Origin of the sequence: Burkholderia arboris, from assembly GCF_902499125.1 — a bacterium.
GTDB lineage: Bacteria > Pseudomonadota > Gammaproteobacteria > Burkholderiales > Burkholderiaceae > Burkholderia > Burkholderia arboris.
Window position 1 is genome coordinate 1 of record NZ_CABVPX010000036.1, and the last position, 18,878, is coordinate 18,878.

General features: G+C 68.9%; 18 protein-coding genes. 11 read left to right on the plus strand and 7 right to left on the minus strand.

The genetic code is table 11. The features are described from left to right. The 5 genes from BLA15945_RS31395 to BLA15945_RS31415 form a co-directional block, all read left to right on the plus strand. Nucleotides 1-590 (plus strand): tetratricopeptide repeat protein (locus BLA15945_RS31395; protein WP_174994214.1); only part of this gene is annotated, 590 nt, incomplete at its 5' end. A gap of 185 nt (nt 591-775) precedes the next feature. Further along, entirely contained in the window at nt 776-1,321 is a 546-nt protein-coding gene (locus BLA15945_RS31400; RefSeq protein WP_059233082.1) for a hypothetical protein, read from the plus strand. Nucleotides 1,322-1,405: 84 nt separating this feature from the next. Then, nucleotides 1,406-2,326, plus strand: coding sequence for a biotin--[acetyl-CoA-carboxylase] ligase (locus BLA15945_RS31405; protein WP_059233081.1), 921 nt, complete (start codon nt 1,406-1,408; stop codon nt 2,324-2,326). Then, the gene (locus BLA15945_RS31410; RefSeq protein WP_059233080.1) at nt 2,323-3,108 is read left to right on the plus strand and encodes a type III pantothenate kinase; all 786 of its coding nucleotides are present in this window, start codon (nt 2,323-2,325) and stop codon (nt 3,106-3,108) included. The genes BLA15945_RS31405 and BLA15945_RS31410 overlap by 4 nt, the downstream gene beginning before the upstream one ends. 168 nt (nt 3,109-3,276) lie before the next feature. Next, complete coding sequence (locus BLA15945_RS31415; protein ID WP_059233079.1) at nt 3,277-3,519, plus strand: hypothetical protein; 243 nt, start codon at nt 3,277-3,279, stop codon at nt 3,517-3,519. A 16-nt stretch (nt 3,520-3,535) separates the two neighbouring features. On the opposite strand, the gene rfaE2 is transcribed toward BLA15945_RS31415, so the two are convergent. The 6 genes from rfaE2 to BLA15945_RS31445 all read right to left on the minus strand — a co-directional run bounded on the left by rfaE2 (nt 3,536) and on the right by BLA15945_RS31445 (nt 9,529). After that, nucleotides 3,536-4,021, minus strand: a complete 486-nt coding sequence (gene rfaE2, locus BLA15945_RS31420) for a D-glycero-beta-D-manno-heptose 1-phosphate adenylyltransferase (RefSeq protein ID WP_012329309.1) — start codon at nt 4,019-4,021, stop codon at nt 3,536-3,538. 147 nt (nt 4,022-4,168) lie between these two features. After that, nucleotides 4,169-5,047 carry a ferritin family protein gene (locus BLA15945_RS31425; protein WP_011353352.1) on the minus strand — a complete coding sequence of 293 codons (879 nt, stop codon included), beginning with the start codon at nt 5,045-5,047 and terminating at the stop codon, nt 4,169-4,171. 466 nt (nt 5,048-5,513) lie between these two features. After that, entirely contained in the window at nt 5,514-6,740 is a 1,227-nt protein-coding gene (locus BLA15945_RS31430; RefSeq protein WP_059233078.1) for a patatin-like phospholipase family protein, read from the minus strand. 24 nt (nt 6,741-6,764) lie between these two features. After that, nucleotides 6,765-7,505: a PhaM family polyhydroxyalkanoate granule multifunctional regulatory protein gene (locus BLA15945_RS31435; protein ID WP_059233077.1), complete on the minus strand. Its 741-nt coding sequence runs from the start codon at nt 7,503-7,505 to the stop codon at nt 6,765-6,767. A gap of 79 nt (nt 7,506-7,584) precedes the next feature. Continuing rightward, on the minus strand, nt 7,585-8,412 hold the full coding sequence (locus tag BLA15945_RS31440) for an enoyl-CoA hydratase/isomerase family protein (protein WP_174994215.1): 828 nt from the start codon (nt 8,410-8,412) through the stop codon (nt 7,585-7,587). A 124-nt stretch (nt 8,413-8,536) separates the two neighbouring features. After that, nucleotides 8,537-9,529 carry a fumarylacetoacetate hydrolase family protein gene (locus BLA15945_RS31445; RefSeq protein WP_059233075.1) on the minus strand — a complete coding sequence of 331 codons (993 nt, stop codon included), beginning with the start codon at nt 9,527-9,529 and terminating at the stop codon, nt 8,537-8,539. Nucleotides 9,530-9,659: 130 nt separating this feature from the next. On the opposite strand from BLA15945_RS31445, the gene BLA15945_RS31450 reads away from it, so the two are divergent. The 5 genes from BLA15945_RS31450 (at nt 9,660) to metH (ending at nt 16,432) form a co-directional block, all read left to right on the plus strand. Then, entirely contained in the window at nt 9,660-10,526 is an 867-nt protein-coding gene (locus BLA15945_RS31450) for an IclR family transcriptional regulator (RefSeq protein WP_059233074.1), read from the plus strand. 114 nt (nt 10,527-10,640) lie between these two features. Further along, nucleotides 10,641-11,903, plus strand: a complete 1,263-nt coding sequence (locus BLA15945_RS31455) for a DUF3108 domain-containing protein (RefSeq protein ID WP_174994216.1) — start codon at nt 10,641-10,643, stop codon at nt 11,901-11,903. A gap of 241 nt (nt 11,904-12,144) precedes the next feature. Then, the gene (locus BLA15945_RS31460; protein WP_006477667.1) at nt 12,145-12,402 is read left to right on the plus strand and encodes a BTH_I0359 family protein; all 258 of its coding nucleotides are present in this window, start codon (nt 12,145-12,147) and stop codon (nt 12,400-12,402) included. 201 nt (nt 12,403-12,603) lie between these two features. Next, nucleotides 12,604-13,671: a homocysteine S-methyltransferase family protein gene (locus BLA15945_RS31465; RefSeq protein WP_174994217.1), complete on the plus strand. Its 1,068-nt coding sequence runs from the start codon at nt 12,604-12,606 to the stop codon at nt 13,669-13,671. Between the two features lie 43 nt (nt 13,672-13,714). Further along, nucleotides 13,715-16,432 (plus strand): methionine synthase, encoded by a 2,718-nt coding sequence (metH, locus tag BLA15945_RS31470; protein ID WP_059233071.1) that lies wholly within the window; start codon nt 13,715-13,717, stop codon nt 16,430-16,432. A gap of 117 nt (nt 16,433-16,549) precedes the next feature. Here metH and BLA15945_RS31475 read toward each other — a convergent pair whose 3' ends face one another. Continuing rightward, nucleotides 16,550-16,873 (minus strand): DUF1840 domain-containing protein, encoded by a 324-nt coding sequence (locus tag BLA15945_RS31475; RefSeq protein ID WP_011353361.1) that lies wholly within the window; start codon nt 16,871-16,873, stop codon nt 16,550-16,552. A gap of 200 nt (nt 16,874-17,073) precedes the next feature. Between BLA15945_RS31475 and argS the strand changes: the two genes are divergently transcribed. Further along, complete coding sequence (gene argS, locus BLA15945_RS31480; RefSeq protein WP_059233070.1) at nt 17,074-18,855, plus strand: arginine--tRNA ligase; 1,782 nt, start codon at nt 17,074-17,076, stop codon at nt 18,853-18,855. The last annotated feature ends 23 nt before the right edge of the window (nt 18,856-18,878 follow it).

Here is an 18,878-nt window from a genome sequence, read left to right on the forward strand (position 1 = left end):
GCTCGGGCGCCGCCCAGGCGGCGCTCGGCATCGCGCTCGTCGATGCGCGCGAACCGGGGCTGCGCGACGAAGGCCGCGGCTGGCTGGAAACAGCCGCGGCGGCGGACGCCAAGGCCGACGCACCGGCCGCACGGCGCGCGCAGCTCGCGCTCGGCAAGGCGCTGCTGCTCGGCAGCAGCGACATCCCGAAAGACTACGCACGCGCCCGCGCGCTGCTCGGCGCAGCGGCCGGACAGGGCGACCCGGCCGCCGCGTATTACCTCGGGCTGATCTACCGCAGCGGTTACGGCGTCGCCGCCGATCCCGTGCAGGCCGCGCACTGGTTCGAGGTCGCGTCGCAAGCCGACATCCCGGCCGCGGACTTCATGCTCGCGAACGCGTACCGCGACGGCAGCGGCGTGCCGCGCGACGACGCGCGCGCACTGGCGCTGTATCGCCGGGCGGCCGAGCACGAGTTGCCGGAAGCCGTGCAGACGCTCGCGATGGCCTATCGCAACGGCGAGCTCGGGCTCAAGCCCGACGCGGACGCGTTCCACGCGCAGTGGATCGAGACCGCGCACGCGCTGAAGCACCCGGTGGTGGCGCCGTGACGGCCGTCCGGCCAGGACGCGCGCGCGATCTGGCCGGCGGCGTGACACGCACCGCCCGTGCTCCGTGCATCGATCGTCCGGAAGCGGCATCGGGGCGCGGGGCGCGGGCGCAAGCCCGCCCGCCGATACGCGCGCGGCAATGCCTTAACATGCAGCCTCACGATAAAACCTGAGAGCACTGCATCATGTCCGATCGCCTGTCGCGGCTTCGCGCCGCCCTTGGCGTGGCCGTCGTTTCCGTCACGGCCGCTCCGCTCGCTGCCCTCGCCGCGCCGCCCGCACACTACGACATCTTCAACGCCGCGCTCTGCAAGCCGCCGTTCACGTCGGACCTGATGGACTCGATCTACAACACCGCGAAGGCGGCCGATCCAAAGCCGGACGAGTCGATGCTCGGCGCCGCGGTCTATCGCCTGCCGGAGCCGATTCGCCGCGACGGCTTCACGACCCGGCACGTCGTATTCGTCAGTACCGGCATCGGCGTGCTCGTCGACGGCGAAGTCGCCAGCCAGCTCGCCGAGCGTTACCGGCTCACGCTCGAGAAGGGCCACCTGCTAGGCGCGTCGTCCGTCGGCTATTCGCGCCGGCTGACCGTCCGCGGTCCCGGTGGCGCGCTGATCCTCGTGTCGGCCCGCCAGGGCCCGGCGCTGAAGGGCAAGACGCTGCTCGCCTGCGAAATGACGTCCGAAGACGACATCAAAGCGCTGGAACGGATGGAAAAGCAACACTAGGCGGCGCGGCGGTGCTCCGCCGCCCTGCCGGTCGCATGCGCCGTCCGGCGCGCGCCAACGCCCCCTGTCGCTACAATACCCACCATGAACGCCCCCACCTCCCCCGACACGCCCGATTCCGGCGACGCGCACATCGCGCGCAACCGGCTCGAGGCCCATCTGGATGCCGCGCCGCGCGCGTGGCCGCTCGACATCGTCGCGGCCACCGGCTCGACCAACGCCGACGTCGCGACGCGGCTCAAGGCGCTGCCACGCAGCGCAAAAGCACTGCCCGCGCCACTCGTGCGCGTCGCGTTCGAGCAGACGGCCGGCCGCGGCCGGCAGGGCCGCCCGTGGTTCGCGCAGCCCGGCAATGCGCTGCTCTGCTCGGTCGGCTGCATCGTGCCGCGCCCCGTCGACGCGCTCGGCGGCCTGAGCATCGCGATCGGCGTCGCGCTCGCCGAAGGGCTGGCCGCGCTGCCGCTCGACGCCCGCACGCGCGTCGCGCTCAAATGGCCGAACGACCTGCTGCTGACGGCCGACGACGACGGCACGCCGCGCATCGTCGGCAAGCTCGCCGGGATCCTGATCGAAACCGTCTGGACCACTGCCGACGCCACCGCCGTCGTGATCGGCTTCGGCATCAACGTGCGCGGCGCGGAAGCGGTCGCCGCGCAGGTCGACGCGCTGCGTGCGCGCGAAGCGACGCTCGCGAGCGGGCTGCCGCCGGCCGCACTGTCGATCGCGTGCGCGTCGGCCAACCTCACCGATACGCTCGCCGCATCGCTGAACGCGCTCACGCCCGCGCTCGCGCAGTTCGGCACCGACGGCCTCGCGCCGTTCCTGCCGCGCTGGCACGCGCTCCATGCGTACGCGGGCCGCGAAGTCGTGCTGCTCGAGCAGGGCGTCGAACGCGCGCGCGGCATCGCGACGGGCATCGATGCGACCGGGCAACTGCTGCTCGACACGCCGAACGGCGTGCAGACGATCGCGGCCGGCGACGTGTCGCTGCGCGAAGCGCAATGAGCGAACCGCACCTGCTGATCGACGCCGGCAACAGCCGGATCAAGTGGGCGCTCGCCGACGCGCAGCGCACGCTCGTCGACACGGGCGCGTTCGGCCACACGCGCGACGGCGGCGCCGACCCCGACTGGTCGCAACTGCCGCAGCCGCGCGGCGCGTGGATCTCGAACGTCGCGGGCGCCGACGCGGCCGCACGGATCGACGCGCTGCTCGACGCGCGCTGGCCAGGCCTGCCGCGCACGACGATCCGCTCGCGGCCCGCGCAATGCGGCGTGACGAACGGCTATACGACGCCCGAACAGCTCGGCAGCGACCGCTGGGCCGGCCTGATCGGCGCGCACGCGGCGTTTCCGGGCGAGCATCTGCTGATCGCGACGTTCGGCACCGCGACGACCCTCGAGGCACTGCGCGCGGACGGCCGCTTCACCGGCGGGTTGATCGCGCCGGGCTGGGCGCTGATGATGCGCGCGCTCGGCACGCACACCGCGCAGTTGCCGACGCTGACCACCGACGTCGCGAGCGGGCTGCTCGCGGGCGCGCAGGCCGAACCGTTCCAGGTCGATACGCCGCGCTCGCTGTCGGCCGGCTGCCTGTACGCGCAGGCCGGGCTGATCGAACGCGCATCGCGCGACCTCGCCGAAGCGTGGCAGGCGCCCGTGCGGCTCGTGCTGGCCGGCGGTGCGGCGGACGACATCGCGCGTGCGCTGACGGTCCCGCATACGCGGCATGACGCACTGATCCTGTCCGGGCTCGCGCTGATTGCCGCGGAAGCGGCGCAGGATTGATGGGAAGCGAAAGGCACCGCCATCGCGCCGGTGCGTGGCGATGCGGTACGGGCGGTACCGCGCCGGCGGCCCGCGCGAACGACCGGCGGAAACCATGAAAAAGCCGGCCCTGCGGCCGGCTCGACTGAATGACGTGAACCACGTCGATGACGACAAGGAGTTTCGACGATGCTGCGCTGGCTGATCGCTGTTCTCTTTCTCGCCAACATGCTCGCGTTCGTGGTGGCGCACGGCGTGTTCGGGCCGCTGCCGTCGGCCGGCCCGCGCGAACCCGGCGTGCTGTCGCGGCAGGTGCGGCCCGATGCGCTGCGCGTGACGCCGCTCGCGCAGGCGACCGACCAGCCCGTCGTCGGCGGCCCGATCGCGCCGCCGGCCGTCACGACCGCGCCGCTCGCGGCGTCCGCGCCCTGACGGCGCCGGTCCGCGCTCAGGACTGCTGCGCGCGCACCTTCTTCAGCAACGCGGTGGTCGAGCGGTCGTGCTCGAACGGAATCGCCAGCGCACGGCCGCCCCAGCCGCGCACGAGCGCCGATTCCGGCAGCGCATCCATGTCGTAGTCGCCCCCCTTTACGAGGATGTCCGGACGGACCGCCTCGATCAGCGACACCGGCGTCTTCTCCCCGAACGTCACGACCCAGTCGACGCTTTCCAGCGCCGCGAGCAGTGCCGCGCGATCCTCTTCGCGGTTGATCGGCCGGTCGTCGCCCTTGCCGAGCATGCGCACCGACGCATCGCTGTTCACGCCGACGATCAGGCACGCGCCGAGCGCTTTCGCGTCGGCGAGATACGTGACGTGGCCGCGATGCAGGATGTCGAATACGCCATTGGTGAACACGACGGGCGACGGCAGCGAGGCGCGCAGCGCGACGAGGGCATCACGGGTGATCAGCTTGCGTTCGAAAGTGGCGGACATGGCGAAGGTCGGACGGAATGAACAACGGCGCGCGCGACGCGCGGCGCCAGATAAAAAGCCCGCCGGACTCACCAGGCGGGCTTCATGCAACGGGCACGGCGCCGCACGGCCCGGCGCGATTCACGCCGGCGGCGGCACCTGCCGGCCTCAGGCCGGCTGCGCAGCCGACGACGGGCCGCTTTCGGCCTGCAGGCGGCCGGTGACTTCCTTGCGGTAGCGGTTCAGCTCCTGCGCGGTCGCGAACGTGCGCTCGAACAGGATCGACAGGTTGTGCAGAATGCGCTCGACGACCTTCTTTTCCCACTCGCCGTCGAAACGGATCTGCTCGTCGAGCCAGCGCTCGAGCCATTCCGGATCCGGCAGGCGCGACTGCACGGTGTCGCGCGGGAACAGCGCCTGGTTCACGTGCAGGTTGGTCGGGTGCAGCGGCTTCTCGGTGCGGCGCGCCGACGCCATCAGCACGCCGATCTTCGCGAATGCGGCACGCGCGACGTCGCCGCAGTTGTTCAGCGCCTTCTTCATGTAGCGCAGGTACGCGCCGCCATGACGCGCTTCATCGCGCGAGATCGTTTCGTAGATCTGCTTGATGACGGGCTCCGTGTGCCAGTCGGCCGCGCAGCGATACCAGTGGTTCAGGCGGATCTCGCCGCAGAAGTGCAGCATCAGCGTCTCGAGCGGCGGCGCCGGGTCGAACTGGAAGCGCACCGCGTGCAGCTCCTCCTCGGTCGGCACCATTTCCGGCTTGAAGCGGCGCAGGTATTCCATCAGCACGAGCGAATGCTTCTGCTCTTCGAAGAACCACACGCTCATGAATGCGGAAAAGTCGCTGTCGTGCTGATTGTCGCGCAGGAACATTTCCGTCGCGGGCAGCGCCGACCATTCGGTGATCGCGTTCATCTTGATCGTCTTCGCCTGCTCGTCGGTGAGCAGCGAAGCGTCGAACTTGTCCCACGGAATGTCCTTCTCCATGTCCCAGCGGACAGCTTCGAGCGACCTGTAAAGTTCCGGATAAAGCATCGTGTTCATGATGGTCCCACCCCTGTTCTGCGCAATGCGACTTCTCTAAACGTGACTGTTGCCGCGCAAGCACGCCGAGCGCGCTTTTTGCAGCCAAGACTCTAATTTTACGCGGGAAACCGGCCCGCCGGACGGGGATTCCTCGTCCGACAGCCGGGCGGCCGCGTCGCCGCCGTTGGGCATCCCGCAGCCCCGCTCCGTTCGGACGGAGCCGGCCGCGCTTGCCTGAGTGGGGGCCGGCGCTGGCCGGCTCGTTGACGCGCCCGTCCCCTGCCCCAGGCGGGTTCCCCGGAGGGTCCCGTGCGGATGCCGGATCGGCGGGCTGCTCGATATGGTGTATACGGCGGCGGCCATGATATCACGCGTCCATGACGGTTCCGAGACGCCTGCCCGGTCGCGCGCCGCCCACCGCGGGTGCGGCGATCCGTCGCGGTCGACCGTGGCGAAAACGCAACCTTACATTCCCCTGCGCGTGTCAGACCCGTATTTCGCCGGCAGCAAGACCGTCTTCCGGCGGCGTGCCGGCCGCCGGCGCGCTGCCGCCGTCCGCCTGCGCGATCCAGCCGGCCAGCGCGTCGCGCTGCGCGCGCCCGTCGACGTAGCCGAGCTCGATCAGTTCGCGCGTGAAGGCCTCCTCGAACAGCAGATAGCTTGCAAACGACGCGCCGGCCGGCTGGCTGCCGCCGATCGCACCGAGCAGCCCGCGCATCGGTGCCGGCATCTGCTTCAGGTGTTTCGCGGCGATCAGCTCGATGCGCTCGGACGGCGCGATCGCGAGCACGTCGACATGCCGCCAGCCGCTGTCGATCTCGACCTGGTGCGGCAGGTGCTCGATCATCCGGTTGATGTGCTCGATGCGTTCGATGTCCGAGCCGATCGAGTCGAGGAACACGCTCGCGAGCACCTGCTGGCCGATCTGCGCGAGCGTCGGGTAGCCGCGCACCAGCCCGGCGCCGTTCGCAGCCGGGATCTCGGGCCGCGGGTCGGCCGCGCCGACGACGACGATCCGGTCGGCACCGAAGTGGATCGCCGGCGACAGCGGCGCGATCTGCCGGATCGAACCGTCGCCGAAGTATTCGATCTGCCCGTCGAGCACGAGCGGCACGGCCGGGAACACGAACGGAATGGCCGACGACGCGAGCAGGTGCGACGCCGACAGGTCGACGAGCCGCGCGGTACGCTGCGCGCGCCGCCACGCCTGGATCGGCTGCGCCGCCTGGTAGAACGTCAGGTGCCGGCCACTCGAATAGCTGAGCGCGGTGATCGAAAGCGCATGCAGCAGGCGGGCCTCGAGCATCTGCTCGATCCGGTGGAAGCTCAGCTCGCGCTGCAGCAGGTGCGCGAGCGGCGCGTTGTCGAGCAGCCCGCGCGGCGAGCGGCGGGACGCCCAGCCGAACGTCATCGCCGCGAGCCAGCGTGCGCCGGCGGCCGCGATGCCGAGCCAGTCGCTGCGATACACGTAATCGGCGCGCAATGGCTCCCAGAATTCGAGCAGGCGCCGCACGCCGTGAGAGAAATCGTCCGCGTGACTCGCGATCGACGTCGCGTTGATCGCGCCGGCCGACGAGCCGCACACGACCGTGAACGGCAGCGTGTGCCGTTGCGGATCGGCCTCGCGCGCGATCTCGGCCAGCGCCTTCAGCACGCCGACCTGGTAAGCGGCACGTGCGCCGCCTCCCATCAGAACGAGCGCGAGCCGCATGATCGACCTGCTACCTGCGCCGCGTCACGTCGAGCGCTTCGGCGGACGCGTTTCGGGCGACGATGCGGCGGCGGCGCGCGCCGCGGCCGAACCGGACGGCTTCGCGCGCTTCGCGGCCGGCTTGCGCGGCGCGGCGGCGGCCGGTGCGGGCTTGGCGGCCGGCTCAGGCGCGGCAGCGGCATCCGGCGGCGCGCCGTCCGGCGCAGCAGGCTGCATGCCCGGCTGCGCCATCGCAAGGCTCGCGAGCTGGTTGAACTGCGACTGCAGCAGGTTCCACCAGCCGGCCGGGTCGAACGCCTGCTGCTCGGCGTCGCCGGCGGGCACATCGGCGGCACCCGGCGCCGGCGATGCATCGCCGGACGGCGCGGCCTTCGCCGCCTGCGCGGCTGCAACGGCCGCTTCCTCGGCCGCCGACATTGAGCTTTGCGCGAACGCGCCGAACGCACGCAGCGTCGCGAGCGTCGCACGCTGCACCTCGAGCCCCTGGATCGCGGACTGCAACATGCTGAGGTTGAGCTTCAGCCACTGCTCGACCGCGCGCAGATCGGTGATCCGCTTGTCGAGCTCCTCGACACTCGTGAGCGGCGACATCATGTCGGACATGCTCGACAGCGACGGCGGCAGCCCTGACGTGGCGCCCGGGAAAGACGTCATCCCGCCGAACGGCGACATCCGGATCATGTCCCACATGCGGTCCATCATGTCGGCGGGCTTGAAGCCGGCAAAGCCGGCGAAAGGGTTGGCGCCGGAGGCATCGGTCGTCATACGGGCATCCTGGTTGACTGGGGGAGCGAGGCGGCCGCCATGCGTCGCGCAGCCGCGCGTGGTTCGATCATAGCGCGCGTCAGAACGGCGCGTCGCCGGGGAACGCGGGCGGGCGCCGCTCGCGCAGCGAACGGATGCCCTCCTGCACGTCGGGCCCCGAGAAGCCCATGAATTCGAGCGCGAGCGACGAATCGAAGGTCGGCCCGGCCGAGCGCAGCCAGTTGTTCAGCGCGTACTTGGTCCAGCGGATCGCCGACTGCGAACCGTGCGCGAGCCGCTCGGCCACCTCGTACGCCTTCGGCAGCAGGTCGGCCGGCTCGACCGCGAGCGAGACCAGCCCGATCCGCTCGGCTTCCGCGCCGCTCACGGGCTCGCACAGCAGCAGGTAGTACTTCGCCTTCGCCATCCCGCACAGCAGCGGCCACACGATCGCCGCGTGGTCGCCGGCCGCGACGCCGAGCCGCGTATGGCCGTCGATGATGCGCGCATCCTTCGCGGCGATCGAGATATCGGCGAGCAGCCCGGCGACGAGCCCCGCGCCGACGGCCGGGCCATGCATCGCCGACACGATCGGCTTGCTGCAGTTGATCACGTTGTAGACGAGGTCGCGCGCCTCGCGCCATACGCGGGCGCGCACGTCGAAGTCGTTCGCCATGTCCTCGACGAGCGCGAGATCGCCGCCCGCCGAAAAACCCTTGCCTTCGCCGCGGATCACCGCGACGCGCGTGTCGGGATCGCGATCGACGTCGCGCCAGATGTCGGCGAGCTCGCGATGCATGCGTGCGTTCGCGGTCGCGAGGCCGCTGCGGTTCGCGCCCTCGCCGCTCATCACGATGTCGAGCACGCCGTGGTCGCGGCGCGTCACCTTCAGTGCTTCGTAACCGCTGTACGCGGCGAGATCGGCCATGTGCCGCTCCTTGTTCGAGGCTCTTGAATCGAGTGTAGCCAAGCCCGCGCACTCAAACATCAGGCGAAACCCGGCGCGCGGGCCGGAGCCAGGTTCCGCCGTGGCGTGGCGTGCGCCGCGCCGCTTACGCCGTGCCGTCGGGCGGGGCGACCGACTGCTCGATCGCGCCGAAGATCGACTTGCCGGCCGCGTCGAACATCTCGATGCGCACGGTGTCGCCGTAGCGCATGAATTCGGTCTGCGGCGCACCGTGCTCGATCGTCTCGAGGCAACGCTTCTCGGCGATGCAGCAGTAGCCGCGCTTCGCGTCCTTGTTCGACACGGTGCCCGAGCCGACGATCGAGCCGGCACGCAGGTTGCGCGTCTTCGCCGCGTGCGCCACCAGCTGGCCGAAGTGGAACACCATGTCGGTGCCCGCATCGGGCTGGCCGACCTTCCTGCCGTTCCAGTGGACGATCATCGGCCGGTGCACGCGGCCTTCGCGCCATTCGTCGCCGAGCTCGTCGGGCGTCACGGCGACCGGCGCGAACGCGGTGGCCGGCTTGCTCTGGAAGAAGCCGAAGCCCTTCGCGAGTTCGGCGGGGATCAGGTTGCGCAGCGACACGTCGTTCACGAGCGTGACGAGCCGCACGGCCTTCAGCGCGGCGTCGGGCGACACGCTCATCGGCACGTCGCCGGTGATCACCGCGACTTCCGCCTCGAAATCGATGCCCCACGCTTCCGACGGGCACACGACGTCGTCGCGCGGCCCGAGGAAATCGTCGCTGCCGCCCTGGTACATCAGCGGATCGGTCCAGAACTCGGGCGGCATCTCCGCGCCGCGCGCCCGGCGCACGAGCTCGACGTGGTTCACGTACGCGGAGCCGTCGGCCCACTGGAACGCGCGCGGCAGCGGCGCCATGCAGTTGGCCGGATCGAATGCGAACGTGTTGCGCGCGCGGCCGTGGTTCAGCGCGTCGTACAGGTCGCGCAGCTGCGGCGCGTAGAACGCCCAGTCGTCGAGGACGCGCTGCAGCGTCGGCGCGATCGCGTCGGCGATCGCCGCGGTGTGCAGATCGCGCGACACGACGATCAGCTGGCCGTCGCGCGTGCCGTCCTTCAGCGAAGCAAGTTTCATAAGGGGGACTCTGCCGTTGTAGTGACGATGGAGGGAATCTATTTTACGATGGTGAATCCATGCGGCGCGCGACGATCGCGCCTGCCGTTTTCACCCCGATTCCTGCCGCATTTTCGCGCACCCGTTGCCCATGCCCGCCAACCCGCTTCCCGACGACGATCTCGCCGACTCCGACACCGACGACGCCGCCTCCGGCGAGAACGGCGAGAAGGTCCGTTCCGGCATCCAGTCGATCGAGGTCGGCTTCCGCCTGCTCGACGTGCTGACGAGCGAACCGCGCGCGATGATGCTGCGCGATCTCGCGCAGCGCGCGGGCATGAGTCCTGCGAAGGCGCACCGCTACCTCGTCAGCTTCTCGCGGCTCGGTGTCGTGTCGCAAGACCCCGTCTCCGGGCGCTACGAGCTCGGCGGCTTCGCGTTGCAGATGGGGCTCGCGCGGCTCGCACGTGTCGACGGCGTGAAGCTCGCGCGGATCGCGCTGACCGAATTCCGCGACCGCCTCGACCAGACGGTCGGCATCGCGGTGTGGGGCAACCAGGGGCCGACGATCGTGCACTGGATGGAATCGAGCCATCCGGCGAAGGCGTCCTTGAAGCTCGGCGACGTGATGCCGCTGCTCGGCTCCGCGACGGGGCTGCTGTTCGCCGCGTACCTGCCGCGCAGCAAGACCGCCGCGATGCTCGAGCGCGAACTCGCCGATACGCGCCGTTCGCCGCACCACGGCGGCCCGCGCACGCTCGACGAGGTCGACGCGGTGCTTGCCGGCGTGCGCCAGCACGAAGCCGCGCGCGTCGAAGGGATGCTGCTGCCGACGATCCACGCGTTCTGCATGCCCGTGTTCGACGCGGTCGGCGAACTCGCGCTCGCGATCGTCGCACTCGGCCAGGAAGGCTCGTTCGACATCGCATGGGGCGGCGAGATCGACACCGCGCTGCGTGCATGCGCGCAGAAACTGTCCTACGAACTCGGCTATAGTCCCGACGCGCGCGACGCCTGACGCCCCCCGGTTCGCCCCGTGTCACGCATCGCGAACGCGTAGCGCATCCGACGGTCCGATTCCTGTGGCGCGCTTGCGCGCCCGACGTCACGCGACCGCCCCGATCCTGTTCCGATGCCCATGCAGCCTGCCGACATCCGCCCGAGTCACGCCCTGCCCCGCCGCTGGCTGCGCGTGGGCATTGCGCTCGTCGTCGTGCTGGTGCTGCACGCGCTCGCCGCGTTCTGGCTGATGCGCAACCGGGAATCGTTCACGCCGCCGCCGCCCGCCGAGATCCCCGTGCAGATCGAGCTGCTGAAGCCGCAACCGATCGAACGCCAGAGCGCGCCGAAGGCCGTCGAGCATCCGGCCACCCCCGCGCCGGCTGCGCCCGGGGCGGCCGCGCCGAAGCCCGCACCGTCGCCCGAGCCGGTCCTCACGGCAACGCAGACGGCCGAGCGCGGCGAACCGCCGGCCGCCGCCTCCGCTGCGAGCGGCGTACCGGGCGCATCGGGCGCATCGGGCGCGTCGGATGCGCACGCCGCATCGGCCGCCGGCGCCAGCAGCGCCGCAACGCCCGGCCCCGCGACGCATGGCGTGAAGTTCGCCGCGCCGCCGTCCGGCGACCTGCAGTACGACACGTTCTACAACGGCATGCAGAACATGATCGGCACGATCCGCTGGCGCACCGACGGGCACACCTACGACCTGTCGGTGTCGATGCCGGTGCCGTTCGTCGGCCCGTTCACCTATCGCAGCGAAGGCCGCATCGACGCGTTCGGCGTCGCGCCCGACCGGTACGTCGAGAAGCGCGGCAAACGGCCGGAAGACATCGCGATCTTCAATCGCGAGATCCGCCAGGTCGTGTTCACGCGCACGCCGAACAACGCACCGCTGCCCGACGGCGTGCAGGACCGCTTCAGCATGCTGATGCAGTTGTCGGGGCTCGTGCGCGGCAACCCTGCCGCGTACCAGCCGGGCGTCACGCAGCAGTTCTTCGTGATCGACAACAACAGCGGCGAGACCTGGCCGATCACCGTGATCGGCAACGAGCAGGTGCAGACGCAGACCGGCATCATCGACGCGCGGCACTTCATGCGCCTGCCGCGCCGCGACGGCGACACGCGCCGCATCGACATGTGGCTCGCGCCGTCGCTCGGCTGGCTGCCCGCGCGGCTCGTGCAAACCGAGCCGAACGGTGCGCAGATCGAGCTACTATGGCATGGTCGGCTCGCGGCACCGGATGTGCCTGCCGACACCGCGCCGACAGGCGGCGCAACGAACGCGCCCGCCGGCGCAACGCCACCCGATGCAACGTCCGCACCGCCGACGGAACCGGCGCAACCCGCGCCGCCGGCGAGCGGGCAACCGCCTGCATCGTCGGCTGTCACACAGTGAACGCGCACGGATCGGCAAATTCGACCGATTACAGATTTCGTCGAAATGGCCGATGACACTCTTTAACAACTATTTCCGTCCACCGGCAGACAATAAGAAACGTTTCATAGACATCGGCTTCTAACCGATACACCCCAGCAAACGGGAACGGGGTGTGCAGCGCAAGCCCCTTGAAACCGGCAAGGCCCGCCCCACCTAGGGGACAACAAGGCCAGATGCCACTGCGAAGAGGAGTGCCGCCATGCAAATGATCTACAACAGCCCCAACTACTGCGTCGTCGAATTTGCGCCGCAGGCCGGCCATCACCTGATGAATGCCGGTGGCTACGAAATCGTCGACAAGAACGCGCAGCGCGAGATCTTCATCGACGGCGAACTTGCCGAACGATTCCGCGCGCACGTGAAGCAGCTGATCGAGGATGAGCCGTCGCTCGACGAAGTCGACGAATTCCTCGGACAATTCGACAGCCTGATGATGATGCCCGTCGTGCTGCACTGACGACCCGCGGCCCGGCGCCTCGCGCGGCCGGGCCATTCGCCGCGCAGCGACGCGGCGCCGCGAGCACTCCGATCCTGCCCCCGCCCGGTTCGCCGGCGGGGGTTTTCATTTGGCGCGCCGCCCGGCGCCGCGCAAGGCCGGGCGGCACCCAGGCGCACCGGCTACAATGGCGGTTTTCCCGTCTTCGCCGGTCTTTCGCCCATGTCTGCGACTCCTCTCGCCGCTTCCGCCCCGCTCGACGCGCCCTACACGCGCGGCGCCGCCCTGCCCGCGCTGCTGAAATCGCGCATCCTGATCCTCGACGGCGCGATGGGCACGATGATCCAGCGCTACAAGCTCGACGAAGCTGCGTATCGCGGCGAGCGCTTCAAGGATTTCCCGCGCGACATCAAGGGCAACAACGAGCTGCTGTCGCTCACGCAGCCGCAGATCATCCGCGAGATCCACGACCAGTATTTCGCGGCCGGCGCCGACATCGTCGAAACCAACACGTTCGGCGCGACGACCGTCGCGCAGGCCGACTACGGGATGGAAGATCTCGTCGTCGAGATGAACATCGAATCGGCGAAGCTCGCACGCGAAGCCGCCGCGAAATACGCGACGCCGGCCAAGCCGCGCTTCGTCGCGGGCGCGATCGGGCCGACGCCGAAGACGGCGAGCATCTCGCCGGACGTCAACGATCCGGGCGCGCGCAACGTCACGTTCGACGAGCTGCGCACGTCGTATTACCAGCAGGCGAAGGCATTGCTCGACGGCGGCGTCGACCTGTTCCTCGTCGAGACGATCTTCGACACGCTGAACGCGAAGGCCGCGCTGTTCGCGCTCGACGAGCTGTTCGAGGACACCGGCGAACGCCTGCCGATCATGATCTCGGGCACCGTCACCGATGCGTCGGGCCGGATCCTGTCGGGCCAGACCGTCGAGGCATTCTGGAATTCGCTGCGTCACGCGAAGCCGCTCACGTTCGGCCTGAACTGCGCACTCGGCGCGGCGCTGATGCGCCCGTACATCGCCGAGCTCGCGAAACTGTGCGACACCTACGTGTCGTGCTACCCGAACGCGGGCCTGCCGAACCCGATGAGCGACACGGGCTTCGACGAAACGCCGGACGTCACGTCGGGCCTGCTGAAGGAATTCGCGCAGGCCGGGCTCGTGAACCTCGCGGGCGGCTGCTGCGGCACGACGCCCGAACACATCGCCGAAATCGCGAAGGCGCTCGCCGACGTGAAGCCGCGCCGCTGGCCGAACCAGTACAGCGACAACGCCTGACCCGACCGTCCCCACGTCCTTCATCACCAGAATTCGCACCGCCATGACCGATCACATGATGCGCCTTGCCGGCCTCGAGCCGTTCAACGTCACGTCCGGGACGCTCTTCATCAACGTCGGCGAACGCACCAACGTCACCGGCTCGAAGGCGTTCGCACGGATGATCCTCAACGGCCAGTTCGACGAGGCGCTCGCCGTCGCGCGCCAGCAGGTCGAGAACGGCGCGCAGGTGATCGACATCAACATGGACGAGGCGATGCTCGATTCGAAGGCGGCGATGGTGCGCTTCCTGAACCTGATCGCATCGGAGCCGGATATCGCGCGCGTGCCGATCATGATCGACTCGTCGAAGTGGGAAGTCATCGAGGCCGGCCTCAAGTGCGTGCAGGGCAAGGCGATCGTCAACTCGATCTCGCTGAAGGAAGGCGAGGACGCGTTCCGCCACCACGCGAACCTGATCCGCCGCTACGGCGCAGCCGCCGTCGTGATGGCGTTCGACGAAACGGGCCAGGCCGACACGTACGAACGCAAGACCGAGATCTGCAAGCGCTCGTATGACTTCCTCGTGAACGAAGTCGGCTTCCCGCCGGAAGACATCATCTTCGACCCGAACATCTTCGCGGTCGCGACGGGCATCGAGGAGCACAACAACTACGCGGTCGACTTCATCGAGGCGACCCGCTGGATCAAGCAGAACCTGCCGTACGCGAAGGTGAGCGGCGGCGTGTCGAACGTGTCGTTCTCGTTCCGCGGCAACGACCCGGTGCGCGAGGCGATCCACACCGTGTTCCTCTATCACGCGATCCAGGCCGGGATGGACATGGGCATCGTGAACGCGGGCCAGCTCGGCGTGTACGCCGATCTCGACGCCGAGCTGCGCGAGCGCGTCGAGGACGTGATCCTGAACCGCCGCGACGATTCCACCGACCGCCTGCTCGAGATCGCCGACAAGTTCAAGGCGGGGGGCGCGAAAAAGGAAGAGAACCTCGAGTGGCGCAACCAGCCGGTCGAGAAGCGGCTCTCGCACGCACTGGTGCACGGCATCACGACCTTCATCGTCGAGGACACCGAAGAAGTGCGCGCGAAGATCGACGCGGCCGGCGGCCGTCCGATCAACGTGATCGAAGGCCCGCTGATGGACGGGATGAACATCGTCGGCGACCTGTTCGGCCAGGGCAAGATGTTCCTGCCGCAGGTCGTGAAATCGGCGCGCGTGATGAAGCAGGCCGTCGCGCACCTGATTCCGTTCATCGAGGAAGAAAAGCGCCTGCTCGCGGAAGCGGGCGGCGACGTGCGCGCGAAGGGCAAGATCGTCATCGCGACCGTGAAGGGCGACGTGCACGACATCGGCAAGAACATCGTGTCGGTCGTGCTCCAGTGCAACAACTTCGAAGTGGTCAACATGGGCGTGATGGTCCCGTGCAACGAGATCCTCGCGAAGGCGAAGGTCGAGGGCGCGGACATCATCGGGCTGTCGGGCCTCATCACGCCGAGCCTCGAGGAAATGGCGTACGTCGCATCCGAAATGCAGCGCGACGACTACTTCCGCGTGAAGAAGATTCCGCTGCTGATCGGCGGCGCGACGACGTCGCGCGTGCACACGGCCGTGAAGATCGCGCCGCACTACGAAGGTCCGGTCGTCTACGTGCCCGACGCATCGCGCTCGGTGTCGGTCGCGTCGAACCTGCTGTCCGACGAAGGCGCGGCGAAATACCTCGACGAGCTGAAGTCCGACTACGAACGCATCCGCGACCAGCACGCGAACCGCAAGGCGCAGCCGATGGTCACGCTCGAGCAGGCGCGCGCGAACAAGACGAAGGTCGACTGGGCCGGCTATACGCCGGTGAAGCCGAAATTCATCGGCCGCCGCGTGTTCAAGAACTACGACCTGAGCGAACTCGCGAACTACATCGACTGGGGTCCGTTCTTCCAGACCTGGGACCTCGCGGGCCCGTACCCGGCGATCCTGAACGACGAGATCGTCGGCGAATCGGCGCGGCGCGTGTTCTCCGACGCGAAGTCGATGCTCGCGCGCCTGATCCAGGGCCGCTGGCTGACCGCGAGCGGCGTGATCTCGCTGCTGCCGGCGAATACCGTCAACGACGACGACATCGAGATCTACAGCGACGAGTCGCGCTCGGAAGTGCTGCTCACGTGGCGCAACCTGCGCCAGCAGAGCGTGCGCCCGGTGGTCGACGGGGTGATGCGGCCGAACCGCTCGCTCGCCGACTTCATCGCGCCGAAGGAATCGGGCGTGGCCGACTACATCGGGATGTTCGCGGTGACGGCCGGCCTGGGTGTCGACGTGAAGGAAAAGCAGTTCGAAGCCGACCACGACGACTACAGCGCGATCATGCTGAAGGCGCTTGCCGACCGCTTCGCCGAAGCGTTCGCCGAAGCGATGCATGCACGCGTGCGGCGCGAGCTGTGGGGCTATGCGAGCGGCGAGACGCTCGACAACGACGCGCTGATCGCGGAGAAGTACGCGGGCATCCGCCCGGCGCCCGGCTACCCGGCCTGCCCCGACCACCTCGTGAAGCGCGACATGTTCGACGTGCTGCGCGCGGACGAGATCGGCATGAGCGTGACCGACTCGCTGGCGATGCTGCCGGCCGCGAGCGTGTCGGGCTTCTACCTCGCGCATCCGGACAGCCGCTATTTCTCGGTCGGCAAAATCGGGCAGGATCAGCTCGAGGACTACGCGCAGCGCATGGCGCTGTCGCTCGACGACGCGCGACGCGCGCTCGCGCCGCAGCTCTGAGCGACGCGAACGGGCGGCCAGCGGCCCGCCTTCGTTTGGTCAGACAAAAGAAAAAGCCCGCTCGAAAGCGGGCTTTTTCTTGTCTGGCCAATCTGTCGTGTTGCCAGGCAAGGACGCTCAGAAGCCCCAGTGCACGTCGGCTTCGCCGGCCTTCGCTTCGCGCAGCATCGTGAGGAACGGCGCGACGCGCTGGGCCAGGCTCGGCGGCACTTCGTGGTGCGCGTGGTCGGCTTCGTCCTCGTGGAAATGGCCAGCATGCTCGGCGCGCTCCTGCTTCGCCTGCGCGACGGCGCCTTCCAGCTTGGCGATCGCGTGGTCCAGCTCATCGTGCGTAATCACACCGCGCTCGCCCAGCTGCTTGCCGACGAGACCCAGCACATACACGGCGAAATCCTTCAGCACGTCGAGATCCTGTGCCGCCTTGCTCTTGAACGTAATCATGACAATTCCCTTTTCATCTTGTTGTGCCTGCGCGGCGCGGTTGGGGAACGCCGGCAGACCGGCGTCCGGCCTCGCGGACGCGGGCCGCCTGAGCGGCATATTAGCACCTGTTAAAATTCTGCGATCCCTGAAACGCGCGCTTAAAAAGCGCGCCGGCGGGCCGGCGTTTCCGGCCGCCACCAACGAAGCCTTCTACCAGCATGCTGCCAGCACACAAACAGACCCTCGAAGCCCTGCTCGCGGATAGCGTCAAGCAGGTCGCACACGCGCTGAAAGGCGCCGACGGCGCGTCCGTCGCCCCGACCATCACGCTGGAGCGCCCGAAGGTCGCCGCGCACGGCGACGTCGCGTGCAACGTCGCGATGCAGCTCGCCAAGCCGCTCGGCACGAACCCGCGCCAGCTCGCCGAGCAGATCGTCGCCGCGCTCATCGCGCAGCCGGCCGCGCAAGGCCTCGTCGAAGCCGCCGAGATCGCCGGCCCCGGCTTCATCAACCTGCGCCTGTCGGCCGCCGCGAAGCAGGCGGTGATCGCCGCCGTGTTCGACCAGGGCCGCGCGTTCGGCACGTCGGATCGCGAGAAAGGCAAGCAGGTGTTGCTCGAATTCGTGTCGGCGAACCCGACCGGCCCGCTGCACGTCGGCCACGGCCGCCAGGCCGCGCTCGGCGACGTGCTCGCGAACGTCATCGCGAGCCAGGGCTACGCGGTGCACCGCGAGTTCTACTACAACGACGCAGGCGTGCAGATCGGCAACCTCGCGATCTCGACGCAGGCGCGCGCACGCGGCCTGAAGCCGGGCGACGCGGGCTGGCCGGAAGCCGCGTACAACGGCGAATACATCGCCGACATCGCGCGCGACTTCCTGAGCGGCGAAACGGTCGCCGCATCGGACGGCGAGCCGGTGAAGGGCACGGGCGACGTCGAGGATCTCGACGCGATCCGCAAGTTCGCGGTCACGTACCTGCGTCGCGAGCAGGACATGGACTTGCAGGCGTTCGGCGTGAAATTCGACCAGTATTACCTCGAGTCGTCGCTGTACAGCGAAGGCCGCGTCGAGAAGACGGTCGACGCGCTGATCAAGGCCGGCATGACCTACGAGCAGGACGGCGCGCTGTGGCTGCGCACGACCGACGAAGGCGACGACAAGGATCGCGTGATGCGCAAGTCGGACGGCACGTACACGTACTTCGTGCCGGACGTCGCGTACCACGTGACGAAGTGGGAGCGCGGCTTCACGAAGGTGATCAACATCCAGGGCTCGGACCACCACGGCACGATCGCGCGTGTGCGCGCCGGCCTGCAGGGGCTGCACATCGGGATCCCGAAGGGCTATCCCGACTACGTGCTGCACAAGATGGTCACCGTGATGCGCGACGGCCAGGAAGTGAAGATCTCGAAGCGCGCGGGCAGCTACGTGACGGTGCGCGACCTGATCGAATGGTCGGGCGGCGCAGCGGCGGGCCAGGAAGCGGCCCCCGACCTGATCGACGAGGCGACCATCACGCGCGGCCGCGACGCGGTGCGTTTCTTCCTGATTTCGCGCAAGGCCGATACCGAGTTCGTGTTCGACATCGACCTCGCGTTGAAACAGAACGACGAAAACCCGGTCTATTACGTCCAGTACGCGCATGCGCGGATCTGTTCGGTGCTCAACGAGCTGAAGTCGCGCTACAACGTCGACGTCTCGCAACTGCCGGGCGCCGACCTGTCGCAGCTGACGAGCACGCAGGCGGCGTCGCTGATGCAGAAGCTGGCCGAGTATCCGGACATGCTCACGCACGCAGCGAACGAGCTTTCGCCGCACGCGGTCGCGTTCTACCTGCGCGATCTCGCTGGCGAATTCCACTCGTTCTACAATGCGGAGCGCGTGCTGGTCGACGACGAAGCGCCGCGCAATGCGCGCGCCGCGCTCCTCGCCGCGACCCGGCAGGTGCTCGAAAACGGTCTGGCGGTGCTCGGCGTGTCCGCGCCCGCCAAGATGTAAGGATGTAAGCGGCCCGAACCGGG